This is a genomic window from Pseudomonas sp. URMO17WK12:I6 (genome assembly GCF_003253625.1).
Lineage (GTDB): Bacteria > Pseudomonadota > Gammaproteobacteria > Pseudomonadales > Pseudomonadaceae > Aquipseudomonas.
Genome location: NZ_QKYZ01000003.1, coordinates 83,605 through 101,348 on the forward strand (window position 1 = coordinate 83,605; position 17,744 = coordinate 101,348).

General features: G+C 61.4%; 16 protein-coding genes. 3 read left to right on the forward strand and 13 right to left on the reverse strand.

Translation table 11 applies throughout. The features are described from left to right. Positions 1-72: 72 nt before the first annotated feature. From F475_RS06400 to F475_RS06415, 3 genes are all read right to left on the reverse strand, one after another. Positions 73-402, reverse strand: coding sequence for a hypothetical protein (locus F475_RS06400; protein WP_018929754.1), 330 nt, complete (start codon positions 400-402; stop codon positions 73-75). A 537-nt stretch (positions 403-939) separates the two neighbouring features. Then, the gene (locus tag F475_RS06410; RefSeq protein ID WP_111453468.1) at positions 940-1,479 is read right to left on the reverse strand and encodes a GNAT family N-acetyltransferase; all 540 of its coding nucleotides are present in this window, start codon (positions 1,477-1,479) and stop codon (positions 940-942) included. 62 nt (positions 1,480-1,541) lie between these two features. Then, positions 1,542-3,491: a DNA topoisomerase III gene (locus tag F475_RS06415; RefSeq protein ID WP_111453469.1), complete on the reverse strand. Its 1,950-nt coding sequence runs from the start codon at positions 3,489-3,491 to the stop codon at positions 1,542-1,544. Between the two features lie 222 nt (positions 3,492-3,713). On the opposite strand from F475_RS06415, the gene F475_RS06420 reads away from it, so the two are divergent. Continuing rightward, entirely contained in the window at positions 3,714-4,076 is a 363-nt protein-coding gene (locus tag F475_RS06420; RefSeq protein ID WP_111453470.1) for a DUF427 domain-containing protein, read from the forward strand. A 66-nt stretch (positions 4,077-4,142) separates the two neighbouring features. On the opposite strand, the gene F475_RS06425 is transcribed toward F475_RS06420, so the two are convergent. Both F475_RS06425 and F475_RS06430 read right to left on the reverse strand, forming a co-directional pair. Continuing rightward, entirely contained in the window at positions 4,143-5,765 is a 1,623-nt protein-coding gene (locus F475_RS06425; protein ID WP_018929750.1) for an MFS transporter, read from the reverse strand. Positions 5,766-5,845: 80 nt separating this feature from the next. Continuing rightward, positions 5,846-7,495, reverse strand: a complete 1,650-nt coding sequence (locus F475_RS06430) for a GMC family oxidoreductase (protein ID WP_064618346.1) — start codon at positions 7,493-7,495, stop codon at positions 5,846-5,848. Positions 7,496-7,628: 133 nt separating this feature from the next. Between F475_RS06430 and F475_RS06440 the strand changes: the two genes are divergently transcribed. Next, on the forward strand, positions 7,629-8,525 hold the full coding sequence (locus F475_RS06440; RefSeq protein ID WP_018929748.1) for a LysR family transcriptional regulator: 897 nt from the start codon (positions 7,629-7,631) through the stop codon (positions 8,523-8,525). A 235-nt stretch (positions 8,526-8,760) separates the two neighbouring features. Here F475_RS06440 and F475_RS06450 read toward each other — a convergent pair whose 3' ends face one another. Genes F475_RS06450 through F475_RS06480 form a run of 7 tightly spaced genes read right to left on the reverse strand, consistent with a single transcriptional unit; the run spans position 8,761 to position 15,067 of the window. Beyond that, entirely contained in the window at positions 8,761-10,137 is a 1,377-nt protein-coding gene (locus F475_RS06450; protein WP_111453472.1) for an ATP-binding protein, read from the reverse strand. Continuing rightward, complete coding sequence (locus F475_RS06455) at positions 10,134-10,796, reverse strand: response regulator (protein ID WP_018929746.1); 663 nt, start codon at positions 10,794-10,796, stop codon at positions 10,134-10,136. The genes F475_RS06450 and F475_RS06455 overlap by 4 nt, the downstream gene beginning before the upstream one ends. Positions 10,797-10,807: 11 nt before the next feature. Next, positions 10,808-11,452 (reverse strand): tetratricopeptide repeat protein, encoded by a 645-nt coding sequence (locus F475_RS06460; RefSeq protein ID WP_111453473.1) that lies wholly within the window; start codon positions 11,450-11,452, stop codon positions 10,808-10,810. After that, positions 11,449-12,258, reverse strand: a complete 810-nt coding sequence (locus F475_RS06465) for an SDR family oxidoreductase (RefSeq protein WP_105345620.1) — start codon at positions 12,256-12,258, stop codon at positions 11,449-11,451. Before F475_RS06465 ends, F475_RS06460 begins: the two co-directional genes overlap by 4 nt. After that, positions 12,245-12,919 carry a TenA family transcriptional regulator gene (locus F475_RS06470; RefSeq protein ID WP_111453474.1) on the reverse strand — a complete coding sequence of 225 codons (675 nt, stop codon included), beginning with the start codon at positions 12,917-12,919 and terminating at the stop codon, positions 12,245-12,247. The genes F475_RS06465 and F475_RS06470 overlap by 14 nt, the downstream gene beginning before the upstream one ends. After that, complete coding sequence (locus F475_RS06475) at positions 12,916-14,400, reverse strand: AMP-binding protein (RefSeq protein ID WP_111453475.1); 1,485 nt, start codon at positions 14,398-14,400, stop codon at positions 12,916-12,918. The genes F475_RS06470 and F475_RS06475 overlap by 4 nt, the downstream gene beginning before the upstream one ends. Further along, positions 14,390-15,067: a thermostable hemolysin gene (locus F475_RS06480; protein ID WP_111453476.1), complete on the reverse strand. Its 678-nt coding sequence runs from the start codon at positions 15,065-15,067 to the stop codon at positions 14,390-14,392. Before F475_RS06480 ends, F475_RS06475 begins: the two co-directional genes overlap by 11 nt. Positions 15,068-15,253: 186 nt before the next feature. On the opposite strand from F475_RS06480, the gene F475_RS06485 reads away from it, so the two are divergent. Further along, on the forward strand, positions 15,254-15,826 hold the full coding sequence (locus F475_RS06485) for a cytochrome b (RefSeq protein ID WP_026286689.1): 573 nt from the start codon (positions 15,254-15,256) through the stop codon (positions 15,824-15,826). Positions 15,827-15,909: 83 nt separating this feature from the next. On the opposite strand, the gene F475_RS06490 is transcribed toward F475_RS06485, so the two are convergent. Continuing rightward, entirely contained in the window at positions 15,910-17,718 is a 1,809-nt protein-coding gene (locus F475_RS06490; RefSeq protein WP_111453477.1) for a monovalent cation:proton antiporter-2 (CPA2) family protein, read from the reverse strand. Positions 17,719-17,744: the final 26 nt, after the last annotated feature.

Here is a 17,744-nt window from a genome sequence, read left to right on the forward strand (position 1 = left end):
GGTGCAGACGGTGACGAATAAAAAAGGCCCCGCTCGATAAAACGAGCGGGGCCTTCTTGTGTTTGGGAGAGATCAGTACAACCGATCAATCACCCGAACTTCATTCTGGTTCTGCAGCGAGGCCCACGCCTGTGTCAGCGTTTGCAGCACATTACCGATGAAGTCCTTGTCGGCCGCGGCTTTCTTGCCGACATAGCCCTGGCCGCGACGGTACATCTTCATGCGGGCCAGCAGGTTCTGGTTGTTCTTGTCGAACTCTTCTTCGTGGGCATGGGGCGACAGGCAGTCGATATGGACCTGGCCCGATTTGCTGATCCACAGAATATGGCTGTCATGGCTGTCTTTTTGCGCAGCGAACAAACGAGCCAGTTCATCGATAGTAGGTTGATTGTTCAGATTCATTGTAAGCCCCTTGACCATTTGGTGATCTTTCAAAGTTGATTCGCTAATACAGGTAGCCCATCGGTTAGTTGATCCCTGGCACCGAAACCAGGACGTCAGCGGTCGACCGTCAATACGACGGGGTCGCGCATCTGTTGCATGTAGTCGTGTTGAATAACTGCTACGCAATAGCGTCACAACGAAGAGAAGCAGCGAAAACCTGGAGGCCACTGCCGACGTTTTCAGGGTCGGCCACAAGCTTCATGAGGATTGATCGCCAGCGCTTCTCGCCCTTGTACTGGACGTTCAGGCCAGGTCAGCTTCTTCAATCTGCCTTGTGGGCAGCGTGTATCCGGGAAAAACAGCTCGGCGGTCAGACGAACTTGCTCAAACGTGTTGCCTGCACTCCCGATCGGGGAGACGTCTGCATCATGCAAGGGCAAATCGGAGGCGTCAACGGTTTTGTAGTGATTATTTTTGTTCACTACATATTGTCGGACAAAGTGGTTTTGGAATTAGAAAGTCAGCGTGGCCACCGTTTGGAGTCTTCGGCAGCGCTTACCCCGGCCCCGTAGGCGTTGCCGAAGGCTGCGATCTTTCAAAGCGGTAAACGGTGCATGGATAACCGTCGATCGGCAGCTGATGCACGGTGAATGCTCCGCCCGTGAGATCGGGCATCACCCTGGCCCAGAACAGCCGCGCAGGCTGGTTGGCATCGATGTGGAAAATCTGCCATTGACCGGGGAAGCGGCTCAAGAGGGCAGAGACGACAAACTTCGCGACACCTTGGCCACGAAAGCGTCGACTGACAAAAAAGTAGCCGATGTTGTACTCGGCGTCGACGATATGGGTTTCGTTATCCACGGTCACGAACCCCGCCAGCTCGCCGTCGACCTTGATCAGAAACGGCCGGGTTGCCGGGTTGCGCCAGTAGTCCAGTCTGGGCTGGATGTTGAAGTAACCATGTTCCCCGAGCTTCAGCGGCAGCCATTCGCTGAAATCGTACATGTAGAACTGCATCAGGTTTTCGATGGTTTCCAGTTCGTCGCGCTGGGCGGCGTGCAGTTCTATCGAGGGCTGGCTCCTGATTGTCGCCATGGTCGTACCTTCGGTGTCTTAACTGACATTGAAGAACACTAGACCATTTCGATTCGCTGCCCTCAAACCTTGCCCGCCGGTTTCGCCGCGCGCTTGGCGCCAGTCGAAGGCTTGCGTTTGGCGGGTTTGCGTTTGTTTTTCCACGGTGTGGCGCCACGCCCGGCCGGGCTTGCCGGCCCGCTGATGGTCAGGTTCAGGCCGGCGCAACGCGCCACTTGCTTGCTCATCCACGCGGCCTGTTTGGTGACGAATTCTTCCAGGCTCATTTCACCGCTCTGCACCATGTCCAGCGCCTGTTCCCAGATCGCCGTGGTGCCGGGGTCGGCAATCGCGCGCGGCACCGCATCGATCAGGCTGAAAGCCGCCGGCGTCGCGGCCAGGGCCTTGCCGTTCTTGATCAGATAACCTCGGTCGAGCAGGCCCTGGATGATCGAGGCGCGTGTGGCTTCGGTGCCGATGCCGGTGGTGTCCTTGAGCTTTTGCTTGAGCAGCGGATCTTCCACCAGTTTGGCAACATTCTTCATTGCCTTGATCAGATCGCCTTCGGTGAATGGCTTGGGCGGCTGGGTCCAGAGGTCCTTGAGTTTCACGTCAGCCACCGCGCAGTCACGCCCTTCGGCCAGTGTCGGCAGTGTTTGCGGTGCCGGTGCTTCGCGGCCCTTGGCGGGCGCGAGGGCTTCGGGCAGGGCGCGTTTCCAGCCGGGCTCGACAATCTGCTTGCCCACGGCGCGCAAGGCTTCACCGGCGCAGTCGAAGTCGGCCTGGGTGCGGTCGTATTCATGGTTGGGCAGGAACTGCGCCAGGTAACGCGCACGAATCAGGGTGTAGACCGCCCGTTGCTTGCCCACCAGTCGATCGAGATTCTTCGCCGCGGCGGTCGGAATGATGCCGTGGTGCGCGCTGACCTTGGCATCGTTCCAGGCCCGCGATCGGCGTTGCGGCTCCAGATAATCGTGCAAGGCGTTCAGGGCCGGATCGGCTTGCCGGAGCGCCGCCAGAATACCCGGCGCTTCGCTGTGCTGACTCAGGGGCAGGTAGCCGCAGTCGCTGCGCGGGTAGGTGATGACTTTATGGGTTTCATACAGGGCCTGGGCGATATCGAGGGTTTCCTGGGCGCCGAGCCCGAGTTTTTTCGAGCAGACTTCCTGCAAAGTACCCAGGTCGAACGGCAGCGGCGCGACTTCGCGCATGCGCACGGTACGTAGCTTGATCACCCGAGCGCTCGCCGCATTGCCAATGGCTGCAGCCGCCTGCTGGGCCAGCGCCTGGTTCAGGCAGCGATCCTGATCGTCACAAGCATCGGACGCCGCACGCCACTGGGCAGTGAACGCAGTGCCATCGTGCAGCAGTTGCACGTCGATGGCCCAGTAGGCCACCGGGACGAAATCGGCAATGCTACGGTCGCGATCCACCACCAGGCGCAAAGTCGGTGTCTGCACCCGACCGACCGGCAACACGCCCTGATAGCCGGACTGACGCCCCAGCAGGGTGAACAGCCGACTCATGTTCATCCCGATCAACCAGTCGGCCCGGGAGCGCCCCAACGCCGAATGATAGAGGCTGAACGTCTCGGCCCCCGGCTTGAGCGCCGCCAGCGCCTTGCGGATCGATGCATCGTCCAGGGCCGACAACCACAGCCGCTGGATCGGCCCGCGATAACGGCAATGTTCCACCAGTTCCCGGGCGATCATCTCGCCCTCACGGTCGGCGTCGGTGGCAATCACCAGTTCACTGGCCTCGCCGAGCAGGCGTTTGACTGCCTTGTACTGGCTGGCCGAGCGCGGCTTGACGGTCATTTTCCATTTTTCGGGAATGATCGGCAGATCCGCCAGCACCCAGCGCTTGTAACGCGCGTCGTAGGCATCCGGCGGCGCGGTTTCCAGCAGGTGGCCGATGCACCAGGTCACCGTGACGTCCGTTCCCAGCCAGCAGCCGTCGCCTCGACGCCTGGCGCCGAGCACGGCCGCGATATCTTTGGCCTGGGAAGGTTTTTCACAGAGGTACAGCCGCATAACCACCATCATCGATCAGTGTTCGAGAGGTGCACAGAATGGCGGTTGATGAGCGATGGAGCAATCTTTATCTGTATGGATGTACAGCTTGAGCTGTTGCGTTTGATGACAGCGGTCAATCCAGCGACTCCCGTTCGGCTGCGAAGTACTCGCGATAGCGGAACATGGGGTATACCTGTTGGGGCGCGGAAACCGCACAACAGCAACAGAGGAACCTACTTCATGAAAGTCCCAGGTGCCGGTAGTCCCATCTCCATCGTCCCCCAATCCGGCTGCGTGGTGGTGAAGTTCCATGGCATTCAAGTGGCGTCGTCCACTCGGGCGCTGGTCATGCATGAGACCAATTATCCTCCGGTGTACTACATCCCGCGGGAGGACATCGCCGAACAGTATTTCGCCCGCACCGACCACACCAGCTATTGCCCGTACAAGGGCGATGCCAGCTATTACAGCCTGCAGATCCCCGGGCATGAAGGTGCCAATGCGGTATGGAGTTATGAGCACCCCAAGGTGTCGGTTGCGCAGATTGGCGGGTATGTGGCGTTCTATCCTGACGAAGTGACGTTTGAGGTGCTCAAGACCTGATGTGCAGAAAGCATTTTGTGGCGAGGGGGCTAGCCCCCTCGCCACAAACTAACCTCCCGTTAGCGCTCAGTTTTTATCGAGGTCCACGTTTTTCGTCTCGCGCAAACACATCATCCCCACCACCAGGCTCACCCCGGTAATCACCACCGGGTACCACAGCCCGTAGAAAATATCCCCGGTGTACACCACCAGGGCAAACGACACCGTCGGCAGGAAACCACCAAACCAGCCGTTGCCGATGTGATAGGGCAGGGACATCGAGGTGTAGCGAATGCGGGTCGGGAACAGTTCGACCATCAGCGCCGCCAGCGGGCCGTAGCACATGGCGGAGATGATGATCAGCGCGACGATCAACACCACGATCATCGGTTTATTGATCAGCTGGATGTCGGCTTTTGACGGATACCCGGCCAGGGTCACTGCGCCACGCAGGGCCGCTTCGTCAAAGCCGTCGAGCTTCACGTCACCGACGCTCACCTGCACACCGCTGCCGGTCGGGGCCGCTTCGCTGCTGTAGGGCAGGCCCTGTTTGACCAGGAAGGTTTTGACCTTGTCGCACGGGCTATCAAATTTCGCCTTGCCCACCGGGTCGAACTGGAAGGTGCAGGTGGCCGGGTCGGCCAGCACGGTGATCGGTGCCTGACGGCTGGCCTGGTCGATGGCCGGGTTGGCGTAGTGGGCGATGGACTTGAAGATCGGAAAGTACAGTGCAGTCGCCAGCAGCAGGCCGATCATCAGCACGGGTTTGCGTCCGACCTTGTCCGACAGCCAGCCAAAAAAGATGAAGAACGGCGCGCCAATGATCACGCTGACAATCAGCAGACTGTTGGCCAGGGCCGGGTCCATTTTCAGGAACTGCGTGAGGAAGAACAGCACGTAGAACTGCGCGGCATAGAAGGTCACCGCTTGCCCGGCGTTGATGCTGAACAGGGCGATCAGCACCACTTTAAGGTTTTCCCATTTGCCGAAGGAGTCGCGCAGCGGCGACTTGCAGAGTTTGCCTTCCTCTTTCATTTTCACGAACGCAGGCGACTCGTGCAGGCTCAGGCGAATCCAGGTGGAAATGCCCAGCAGCACGATCGAAAACAGAAACGGAATACGCCAGCCCCAGACTTCGAACTGGTCGCCGGTGAAGTAACGGCAGCCGAGCACCACCAGCAGCGACAGCAGCAAGCCGAGGGTGGCGGTGGATTGAATCCAGCTGGTGTGGAAGCCGCGCTTGCCGATCGGTGCGTGTTCGGCGACGTAAGTGGCAGCGCCGCCGTACTCACCACCCAGCGCCAGGCCCTGGAGCATGCGCAGCACCACGAGGATGATCGGCGCAGCGATGCCGATACTCGCGTAGGTCGGCAGCAAACCGACGCAAAAGGTTGCCAGGCCCATGAGGACGATGGTCGCGAGGAACGTGTATTTACGCCCGATCATGTCCCCCAACCGTCCGAACACCAACGCACCGAACGGGCGCACGATGAAGCCGGCGGCGAAGGCCATCAGCGCGAAAATGAACGCCGTGGTGTCGTTGACCCCTGCGAAGAACTGTTTGCTGATGACCGCCGCGAGGGCGCCGTAGAGGAAAAAGTCGTACCACTCGAACACCGTCCCCAGGGACGAGGCGAAGATGACTTTCTGGGTTTCCTGACTGGTGCCCGCGCTGCGGACGGCTTCCAGGGGCTGAACATGTTCTGACATATCGGTATCCCTCACAGTGATTGTTTTTGTTGTTCCACTGTCGACGCCAGCCTTGTGGGCGGGTGCCGCTATTCCTTTGCTCAAGAGACTGCGGTCAGTGCTTTTTCGTCAGGGGCAAAACTCCTTGCGGTTGTTTCGAGGATCAGTTGCGCGGCTTTCTCGGCGATCATCAGCGTCGGCGAGCAGGTGTTGCCCGAGGTGATGCGCGGCATGATCGAGGCGTCGGCGATGCGCAAGCCGGGGATGCCATGCACCCGCAGCTCAGCGTCGACTACCGCGTCCGCGTCGTTGCCCATCCGGCAGGTGCCCACCGGGTGGAAAATGGTGGTGCCGATGCGGGCGGCGGCTTCGTGCAATTGCTCTTCGCTCTGCAAACTGTCGCCGGGCAGGTATTCCACCGGTTTGAACGCTTGCAGGGCGGGGGCGCGAACGATGCGGCGGGTCAGGCGGATCGCGTCGGCTGCCACGCGCAAGTCTTCGGGATGGCTCAGGTAATTGGGCTGAATCAGCGGCGCTTCTCGCGGGTCGGCAGAGCGAATGTCTATCCGGCCACGGCTTTGCGGGCGCAGATCGCAGACCGACGCGGTGAAGGCGGGGAAGGCGTGCAGCGGTTCGCCAAAACGCTCCAGCGACAGGGGTTGCACGTGGTATTCGAGGTTCGCCGAGGTCTGTTCCGGCCCCGAACGGGCGAAGGCGCCGAGTTGGCTTGGGGCCATGGACAATGGGCCGCTGCGGTCATACAGATAACGCAGGCCCATGCCCATCTTGCCCCACAGCGTGCCGGCGATCTGGTTCAGGGTGCGGGCGTTTTCCAGTTTGTAGATCAGCCGCAGTTGCAGGTGGTCCTGCAGGTTGCCGCCCACGCCGGGCAGTTCATGGGCAACGCCGATGCCGAGTTGTTGCAACAGCGGGCGAGGGCCGATGCCGGAACGCTGGAGGATGCCCGGTGAACCGACGGAGCCGGCACACAGGATGATTTCCTTGCGCGCCTTGAAGGTTTTCGCCTTATCTTGCCAGCGGGCGCTGATCGCCGAGGCACGGCCGTTTTCCAGCAGCACGCGGTCGACTTCAACATCAGTCAGCACCGTGAGGTTGGTGCGGTGACGGACCGGTTTGAGAAACGCCTTGGCCGCGTTCCAGCGCACCCCGGCTTTCTGGTTGACCTGGAAATAGCCGCAGCCTTCGTTGTCGCCCTGGTTGAAGTCATCGATGCTGGCAATGCCGCTTTGTTCGGCAGCAGTGCGGAAGGCATCGAGAATCGGCCACGACAGACGTTGCCGCTCGATCCGCCATTCGCCAGCGGCGCCGTGAAACTCCGAATCGCCGGCAAAATGGTTTTCGCTCTGTTTGAACAGCGGCAGCACGTCTTGCCAGCCCCAGCCGGGATTGCCCTCGGCCGCCCAGCCATCGTAGTCGCCGGCCTGGCCGCGCATGTAGATCATGCCGTTGATCGAGGAACAGCCGCCGAGCACCTTGCCGCGCGGGTAGCTCAGGGCGCGGCCTTGCAGGCCCGGTTGCGACTCGGTCTTGAAACACCAGTCGGTGCGCGGGTTGCCGATGCAGAACAGGTAACCCACGGGGATATGAATCCACGGATAGTTGTCGCGGCCGCCGGCTTCGAGCAGCAACACGCGGTGTTGCGGGTTGGCCGACAGTCGATTGGCCAGCAAACACCCGGCAGGGCCGGCGCCGACCACAATGTAGTCGTATTCATCAAGGGAAGTCTGCATCCCTGACCTCGTATTGTTGTTCTTGTTGTCGGTCATCCTAGTTGTTAGCTTTCGTTAAAAGAATGTTAGTTTTTGCGCAGCTGCTGTGCGTTTTTAAACAGCGTTATTAACGGCATAACGTCAAGGATGGTTCATGTTCGACTGGAATGACCTGCGGTTTTTTCTCGAATTGCAGCGCAGCGGCCGCTTGCTGACCGCCGCCCGCCGCTTGAACACCACCCACGCCACCGTGGCCCGGCACATCGAGGCCATCGAAAAAAGCCTCGGCACCGCGCTGTTCGTCCAGCATGCCCAAGGCTACGAATTGACCCCGGCCGGCGAAGCGCTGCTCAAGCATGCCGAGGCCATGGAAAACGTCGCGTTGCTGGCCCAGGAAGAAATCACCCAATCCACCGCGCCGCTGGGCAAGATCCGCGTCGGGGTGACGGAGGGGCTGGGCATCATGTTCCTCGCCAGCCGCATGAACGGCTTGTTCGAACGCTACCCGGGGCTGGAAGTGGAGCTGGTGGCGGTGCCGCGCTTCGTCAGCATCCTCAACCGTGAAGCGGAGATCAGCATTCACCTGGAACGCCCGGCCGCCGACATGCTGGTCACCCGCAAACTCACCGACTATCGACTGGCGCTCTACGCCAGCCAGGCCTATCTGGACCGCTCGCCACCACTGCGCAGCCGCGAAGACCTCGGCCGCCATGCGTGGATCGGCTACGTCGACGACTTGTTGTTCAGCCAGGAACTGATGTTCCTCAACAGCTTCTGCCGTAACCCCCAGGTGGTGTTTCACAGCACCAGCGTCATCGCCCAACAACAGGCCGCGCGCTCGGGCCTGGGGATCGCCGTGCTGCCGTGCTACATGGCCAGCGCCGATCCTGAACTGGTGCCGTTGCTGCCGGACGAAAGCATCCAGCGCAGTTATTGGATCAGTACGCGGCGCGAGCTGCACAAATCGGTGCGGCTGCGGGTGTTGTGGGATTACGTGGTGGAGTTGTGTGAGCGTGAGCAGGCTCTGCTGCGAGGCTCCATTCCTTTGTAGGAACGAGCGGTGCGGCGATCCGACTTGCCTGCGAAGGCGTCAGGTCTGGCACACCGCGTTATCGTTCTTCGCGGGCTAGCCTCGCTCGGGTAATGGAATCTTGAGTCAGTGAGAAACCTGTGGCGAGGGAGCTTGCTCCCGCTTGAGTGCGTAGCACTCACAAAAATCGGTGATTGTTCAGATTTTGGGGCCGCTACGTAGACCAGCGGGAGCAAGCTCCCTCGCCACAGAGTGTTCAATGGTGCTGGTCAACAGGAATGGACAGCGTCGCCCGCAACCCGCCTTCTGGCGGATTGACCAGGGTAATCCGCCCACCCAGCTGCGTCGCGATGGTGTTGACGATGGCCAGTCCCAAGCCTGCGCCACCGGTGTTTCCACGGCTGTAAAAGCGTTCGAACAATCGTGCGCGATCCGCTTCGTCGATGCCCGGTCCCTGGTCCTGGACGCTCAAGTTGTAGAACCCGTCATCCTGGCTCAATTGCACGGTGATGACGCCATGCTCCGGCGAAAAATTCGCCGCGTTGGTGACGAGGTTGTTCAGGGCGATGTCGATGGTGCCGGCGTCGGCGAGGACTTTGAAAGGTCGGTCCTCCGCGTCGAAAGCCAGTTCCAGGTTCCTGCTCAGTAACCAGGGTGTGAGCTGGGCCAGGCTGGCGCGCACGGTTTCACTCAGGTCGATGCTGTGCAACACCGGCACCACGGCCTTGGGTTCGAGACGGGCCATGGTCAGCAATTGATTGACCAGACGGCTGGCGCGGTCGACCCCGGCAATCAGAAACGCCAGGGACTCACGACGCTCCTGTTCCGTGCCGGCTTCCAGCAGGTTTTGCGCATGCACCCGCAACACGGCCAGTGGCGTGCGTAATTCGTGGGCGGCGTCGGCGATGAAGCGCCGCTCACGGCCAAGCACCTCTTGAATTTGCGCGAGCATGCGATTGAGCGCCGCTTGCATCGGTTCCAGTTCGCTGGGCAACGGCGTCAGTTGCAACGGCTCCAGAGAACCGCTGTGCCGTGCCCGCAACGTTGCCGCCATATCGGCCAGGGGTTTGAGCCCCCAGCCAATGGCCAGCCAGACCATGGCCGCCAGCATCAGGCTGCCCAGCACATTGGGCCACAGGGTGTGACGCACGATCCGGTCGACCAGGTCTGCACGCACGTCGTCCCGTTCACCGACCCAGATGCGCAGGTCATTCTCTTTGTCTTCGAGCACGAACACCCGCCAATGACGGTTGCTCAAATCCACCACATCGCTGAAACCATGTGTCGTCGGCGGCACGGTGAAGGAGGGGGCGCTGGCGGTGTGCACCAGCACTTCGCCTTTGCTATTCCACACCTGAAAGGCAATTTTGCCTTCATAGGGGTGACCATCGACGCCCGGCACCGCTTCACTCAAGGCCTTGTTGAACGCTTGATACAGTTCGGCGTGTTCATGACTGGCCAGTGGCATGCGCATCACACCCTGCAGCAGCCGGGCGTTCTGCGCCAGTTGGGCGTCGTAGACTTCGGCGATTTCGTGATTGCTGTCGTGCAGGTTGAACACGCTGAGGATTGCCAACCCCGTCAGCATCAGGCCGATGATCAGCGTCAGGGTACGACGCCGGATCGAAGTCATCGACGCTCCTCCACCAGATAACCCACCCCACGAATGGTGCGGATCAGGTCGGTGGAGAACTTCTTGCGCAGGTGATGGATATGCACTTCCAGGGTGTTGCTTTCGGCTTCTTCGTTCCAGCCGTAAAGCAGTTGCATCAGGTGGTCGCGGGTCATGACCCGGCCCGGAGGCGAGAGCAATTCATGGAGCAGTTGATATTCCTTGGGCGTCAGCGCCACCGGTTCGCCCTGATAGCTGACTTGCTGGGTGCCGGGGTTCAGGCAGATGCCAGCGTGTTCGATCAGCACTTGCGCGCGACCGGCACTGCGGCGCAACAAAGCTCGCAGGCGAGCCTTGAGTTCGGCCAGATCGAAGGGTTTAACCAGGTAATCGTCGGCGCCGGCATCCAGCCCGGCGATGCGGTCTTCAGTGGCATCCCGGGAGGTGAGGATCAGCACCGGCAGGTTCGAGCCGCTGTCACGCAAGCGGCGCAACACTTCCAGACCGTCCATGCGCGGCAGGCCGAGGTCGAGCACGGCCACATCGAAGGTTTCGCTGAGCAGTGAATGCAAGGCGTTGCTGCCGTCCTGCAGCCAGTCGACGGTGTAACCCTCACGGCCCAGGGCCTGATGAATGCCCTCGCCAAGGGCCACGTCATCCTCGATCAGTAATAAACGCACGCGGACTCCTGTCAGTTGAGTTTTTTGTTCACGTCCACCAGTAACGCTTCGATCTCTTTGCGCCGCCCGGCGTCGGCGCTTTCCCGGCCAGGGCGGGGCGCTGCTTGCAGGGCTTTTTGCAGTGCTTGCTTGGCTTCACCATAGCGCTTTTGACGGTAAAGGTGATCGCCCCAGAAGTACAGACTGTCGATGCCGGTCGGGTTAAGGTCCAGGGCCTGCTTCAACAGTTTTTCGGCCTTGTCGGCGTCGCCGAAACCGATAGGCCAGCCGGGCACCCGATCATACAGCGCCGCGAGGCTGGTGTAGGCCGAGCCTTGCAGGGCCTTGGGATCGATGGCCAGGGCTTTTTCCAGATCGACTTTGGCCGCCTTGGCCTTGCTCAGGGCACCGAGGCCACCCTGGGCGCCGGCCCAACTGCTGGTGACGATACCGGACCAGATCCACGCTTCGGCCAGGGATTGGCGTTCCCGGGTGAACGTCGAGGCCTGGGCTGCGAGTTTTTCGAAGGCGGCGCTGCGCTGTTCGGCGGGCAATTCGTACTGGATGTGCGCCCAGCTTTGTTGAATGGCATTGAGGCGCTGCTGATCGGCGGCGTCCAGCGCCCAGACGCTTTGGCTCAGTACCCCGAACAGCAAGCAGGCGAGAATTTTCTTCATGGTTTGAGGCTCTCTTTATCGGTCTTCTGACTCAGGCGACGGATCAGCGGCAATTGCTTGCGCAAGCCACGGTCCACCAGATGCGGCAACAGACTGTTCAGGCGCACGAAAAAGCGTTCCGGCCAGCCCAGGTACAAGTCGCGACGGTCACCGGCAATGGCGTGGATGACCGCCGAGGCAACGGTTTGCGGGTCGTCGACATTGGCTTTGAGCGCATCGTTCAGCGCTTGGGCCGCCGCACTGTTCATGCTGGTGCGGGTCGCCCGGGGGGCGACGTAGAGCACGTTGATCCGGGTATCGGCCAGTTCCCGGCGCAGGGCTTCGGAGAAACCGCGCAGGGCAAACTTGGTGGCGCAATAGCTGGCGTAACCGGGGTAGCCGATGGAGCCGTAGGTCGAACCGACGTTCACCACCATGGCACTCTCGGCCTGCTTGAGCAGCGGCAGCAACAACTTGGTCAGGCAGATCGGTGCGCCGACATTCACCGCGAGCATGGCGTTGACCTCGCTGTCATCGAGCTGTTCGAGCATGGCGAAGTGATTGACGCCCGCGGCATTGATCAGCAGGTTGATGCCGCCGATGGCTTCGGCCGCGGCCAGCACGTTGCGCCGGTCGTCGGGCGAGGTCAGGTCCGCACCGACCCAGCGCAACTGCTCCGGGTAGCGTTCGAGCAAGGGCTCCAGCGACTCCCGATGCCGGGCCACGGCCAATACATGGGCGCCACTGGCACACAGGGTGCCGGCGATGGCCAGGCCGATGCCGCCGCTGGCTCCGGTCAATACCACGCGAGCCTCAGACGGGCGCATGCAGATTCTCCCCATCACGCGGCAGGCCGCGGAACATGTCGGTGTAGAGCTTGTACACGACCTTCGAGGCATGAATCACCGCGGCCTGATCGGCCGGGTCTTCGAGCAGGTTCATCAAGCGGCGGTAGGTCTGCATGTGTTCGATATCCAGTGAGCCGTGGGAGCTCAGGTAGCTGAAGGCGGTCTCCGGCAGCGCCAGGCGTTCGCGGATGCTGCCGGCCGCGTGGGTGGCCAGGGCGATGCTGGTGCCTTCCAGCACGTTGACCATGCCGAACAGGCCCACCGGGTTGTCCCGGGCAATCAGGTCGTAAAGAAAGCTGACCATCAACTCGATCGGCAGCGATGGACGACCATCACGCACGGCGTCTTTGTCGCCGCCACAGGCTGCGATGTCGTCGAGCACCCACTGTTCGTGGCCGTATTCGTCCTCGATGTACTCGCACACCGCTTTGCGCAGCCATTCCAGACGCTGCGGCAGACGTGCGCCGCACGCCATCATCAACGGCACGGTATGGCGCACATGGTAGTAGGCCTGGGTGAGGAAGGCGCGGTAGCTGTCCAGGCTCACGTTGCCCTCAAGGGCATCGCGGATGATCGGCAGATTGAACAGCTCGTGGCGTTCTAGATAGGTGGCTTCTTGCAGCGTGTCGAAAAAACTCATGGTGCAGATACCTCGGGGAAAACGGATTCAGTGAGCAGCGCCCGGTAACGCTCGACAATGGCATCGCGGCGCGGTCGGCCATTGGCGGTCAGCAGGCCGTTGGCGGGGGTGAAGGGTTGATCGAGACGGGTCCAGTGATGAACCTGAGCGTAATCGGGCAAGGCCTCATTGGCCTGGGCCACGGCGGTGGCCAGTTCTTCATCGGTGCAGTCCGGCCGATGGGGCCAGAGCAGGGCGTGGTTGCTCGGCATCGCTTCGCCGTAGACGAACGCCTGGGCGATGTGGCGACGCTGGGTGAGTTCGGCCTCGACCCATTCCGGGTTGACGTTGCGGCCGAAACTGGTGATGAACTGATGCTTCTTGCGCCCGTTGAGGTAGAGAAAACCTTCCGGGTCGAACTCGCCGAGATCGCCGGTCGGCCACCATTCATCGTGGTAGGGCGCTTGCCCCAGATAGCCGAGCAGGGTCGAGCCCTTGACCAGCACTTCGCCGTCGTCGGCCAGGCGAATTTCGACATGGGGCAGGGGCCGGCCGACGCTGCCGGGGCGGTGTGCTCCGGGGCGATTGAGGCACACCACCGACGCACATTCTGACAATCCGTAACCTTCATACACTGGCATGCCGATGCGTTGGGCACGATGCAGCAGTTCTTCGGAAACCCGCGCACCGCCCACGGCGGCAAAACGCAACGATTGGGGGTTGAACGCTTTTTGCTCGGCGGCGCTGACCAGCATCAGCAGCAACTGTGGCACCAGGATCAAGCTCTCGGGCGCGCGGGAGGCCAGACACCCCAACAAGCGCGGCACATCGACACCGCTGGCCCCCTGAATGCCCAGGGTTTTCTGGCTCGGCACGCTGAGGGTCGCGCCGGCATACAGCGCGGCATAACAGCCGAGGTTTTCCAGCAGAATCGCCAGGGGCAGCAGTGCCAAGTGATGTCGCGGATGGGTGGGCTTGCTCGCCTGATCCAGTTCACGGGCCACTCGCAAAAGGCTTTCGGCGCTCAGGCATACACCTTTGGGTGTGCCGGTGGTGCCGGAAGTGAAGGTGAGTTTGGCGGTGCCTTCGGGGATGAGGTTCGGGCCGCTGAAGGAACGACGCCAGAATTCGCCTGTGTGTTCATAGCCGGCCCCTTGCAGTTCGGCGTCCAGTTCCGGCTCGGCAATCACCCGTTCGGCCTGGCTCTGTTGCAGGCAATGAATGCGTTGTGCCGGGCTGAAGAAGGGCGGCAACGTCAGGCAGGTCAGGCCTTCGAACAGGATGGCCAGGTCCCAGAGCATCGCCTCGGTACCGTTGTCCAGGGCCAGCGCGACCACTTTGACGTGCTCATCACGAAGACGCTGTTGGCGATCCGTGACCTCGGCGTACAGCGTGGCGTAGTCGAGTTTCAACTGATCGCCCCACCATAGGGCGACGGCGTTGCCTTTGTGTTCGGCGTGATGGCGCAGGGTTTGTTTGAAACGCTCCATTTCAGGCGACATGGCTGGACTCCTCAAGGGAGGTTGGCAGCCCCAGGCGATTGAACAGGCCGATGTTGCGCAAATGAATGAAGCCGGCGCGGATGTTGCCGACATGCACCCATGGCTGGCTCTCGTAATAACTGCCCCAGTGGTGACGGTCCTCTCCCAGCCGCTCGGGGTCGGCGGCACACAGCGTCACCGGCTTCAAGCCCAGGCGATGGAAACTGTTCACCAGCCCGATATTGCCGGTGAACGCCACCCATTCCAGCCCGCCCATGGCCAACAGGTAGGTGATGGCGATGATGCTCAGTCGCGCGCTGCCGGTATCGCTGGCGGCCAGGTTACCGACCTCGACAATGCCGGCCCGGTCCACGGGTTGGCCAGCAGCGGCGCTGATCAGCGTATCGATCGCCTCGTCCAGGTAACGCTCCAGAAATAAGGGTTCGGTACTGGCCAGTCGTAAGCCGGCTACCGCACACAGCGTGCCGGACTCATCGCTCATGCCGAACAGTTGCGGCATGAAATGGCGGATATCGGCGCCATGGGCCTTGCGAAAACGTTGCTGGATAAAAGCTTCGAAGACGGGTCGCCGGGCATCGTCCGGCAAGGCCCTGGCCAGACTCATCTGCGGGGTTTCGGCTTGACCGAAGTGCAGGGGCAGAGGGATGTTCCAGTCGAAATCGTGCATGGGCAAGAACGCCTCCCCGAGTCAGTTTGGGGGGAGTATCAAAGGCGATTCTTAACGAAGTCTGAAGGTTATCTTCAGATTGTCTTAAGACTGGACAGGCAGGGTGGCGCCGGTCGGTTCGACGAAACCGGATCCAGGCTGCACGAAATGAGTCGGCAGCCGCCACCGATCTTCAAGAGGCTCTGTATGACCCGAGATTCAGCAGTACACCGGTATGGAAAACTCTCGATCACCTTGCACTGGCTGATGTTGGCGCTGTTCGTCGGCGTTTATGGCTGCATCGAGATCAAAGGGCTACTGCCCCGTGGAAGTGATTCGAGGGGCCTTTTCCTGGGGCTTCACGGCTTATTCGGATTGAGCATTTTTGCGTTGGTCTGGGTCCGCCTGCTCGGGCGTCTCACGCCCCGGCCACCGATTACCCCGGCCCTGTCAACCTGGCAGACCGGCGTCTCGCACCTCATGCACCTGGCGCTGTATGTGCTGATGATTGCAACACCGCTATTGGCCTGGTTGATGCTGGCCGCCGGTGGCAAGCCAATGCCGTATTTCGATTTCTTCCTGCCGGCGCCGGTGGCGGTTGATCCCGTGCTGGCCAAGCAATTCAAACATTGGCATGAGTGGCTCGGCAGTGCCGGCTACTGGCTGATCGGTTTGCACGCGGCGGCGGGGTTGGTCCATCACTACTGGGTTCGCGACAACACGCTCACGCGCATGCTGCCCAAGGGCTTTGGTGCGGGTGTCAACGAGCGTCAGCGATAAGTTTCCCTGGACGTTCGGGCTGCCTCGAACACTGCGTTATCGTTCATCGCGAGCTTGCTCGCGATGAAGTCATCACTGTCACCTCAAACCTTGCCCGCTTGCTCTTCCAGCTGATCCGATTCAAACAACTTCGCCAGTTCCGCCCGCGCTTCCTGCGCCGTCTGCATCACCTTGGCCGCATCGTCATACACCGCGTGCTGAGCCTCCAGCACCTGTTCGTCGTGATGGGTAAAGCGCTTGATCCGCGCATCCGCCTGGGCTTGGGTCAGCCCCAGTCCAACGAGGGTGCGCCGGGTCATTTCCAGGCTGGAGTAATAGGTCTCCCGCACCGCCTGCGCCCCGACATCCACCAACCGGTGCACATGCTGACGGTTACGGGCACGGGCGATGATCTTGATGTGCGGATACAGCTTGTGCACCACCTCGGCCGTCTTGATGTTGGTGTCCGGATCATCGGTGGCGATCACAAAGAACTCCGCTTGCTCGACCTTGGCCGCGCTGAGGATTTCCGGGCGCATCGGGTCGCCGTAGAACACCGGCACGCCGCCGAAGCTGCGGGACAGTTCGATGGTTTCCACCGAGGTGTCGAGGGCGATGAACTTGATGTTCTGCGCCCGCAGAATCCGCGCCACGATCTGACCCATACGGCCCATGCCCGCGATGACCACGCGGGGCGTGTCGGCGTCGATTTCGCGGAACTTCTGCGGCACCTCCACCGGTTGCACCTTGGGTTTGACCAGGCGTGCGCAGGCGAGCAGCAACAGCGGCGTCAGCGCCATCGACAGGGTGATGGTCAGCACCAGCAAGTCGTACAGGCGCGGCTCGAACAAGCCCTGGTCCCGACCGATCTTGAACACCACGAAGGCAAACTCACCACCGGCCGCCAGCACGATCCCCAGACGAATCGCATTAACCTTGCCCAACCCTCCGGCCAGTCGACCGACCACAAACAGCAGCGGCAGCTTGATGGCGATCAGCAGCAGGGTCAGCCCCAGCACCACGACCGGCGCACTGAGCAGCAGACTCAAGTTGGCGCCCATGCCGACGCTGATGAAAAACAGCCCCAGCAGCAGGCCTTTGAACGGCTCGATCTGCGCCTCCAGCTCGTGACGGTATTCGGAATCCGCCAGCAGCAGGCCGGCGAGGAACGCACCGAGTGCCATGGACACGCCCACCAGGTCCATCAGCCACGCCGTACCGATCACCACCAGCAACGCGGTGGCGGTGGACACCTCCGGCAGACCGGTCTTGGCCACCACGCGAAACACCGGACGCAACAGATAACGCCCGCCGATCACCACCACCGCGATGCTGCCCAGCACCCGCAAGCCATGGTTCAAATCTTCGGCCGCGCTGCTGGTGTGATCGCCGCCGGCCAGCAACGGCACCATCGCGATCAACGGGATCGCGGCGATGTCCTGGAACAGCAAAATCGCGAACGCCAACCGCCCATGGGGGCTGGTCAGTTCCTTGCGCTCGGCCAGGCTTTGCAAGCCAAACGCGGTGGACGACAACGCCAGGCCCAAGCCCAACACGATGGCACTGTTCAGGGACTGGCCAAACGCGAACAACGCCAGCACGCCAATCACCGAACCGGTCAGCAGCACCTGTGCCAGGCCCACGCCGAACACCGATTTGCGCATCACCCACAAACGTCGCGGCGACAGCTCGAGGCCGATGATGAACAGCAACAACACCACCCCGAGTTCGGAGATGTGGCTGACGCTTTGTGGATTACCGATCAAACCCAGCACCGACGGCCCGATGATCACCCCGGCAAACAGATAGCCGAGCACCGCCCCCAGTTGCAGGCGCTTGGCCAAGGGAACGGCGAGCACCGCCGCGAACAAAAAGACGACAGCGGCTTGTAACAGGTTGCCTTCATGGGGCATGTGAAACTCCAAAAACTCGATACGGC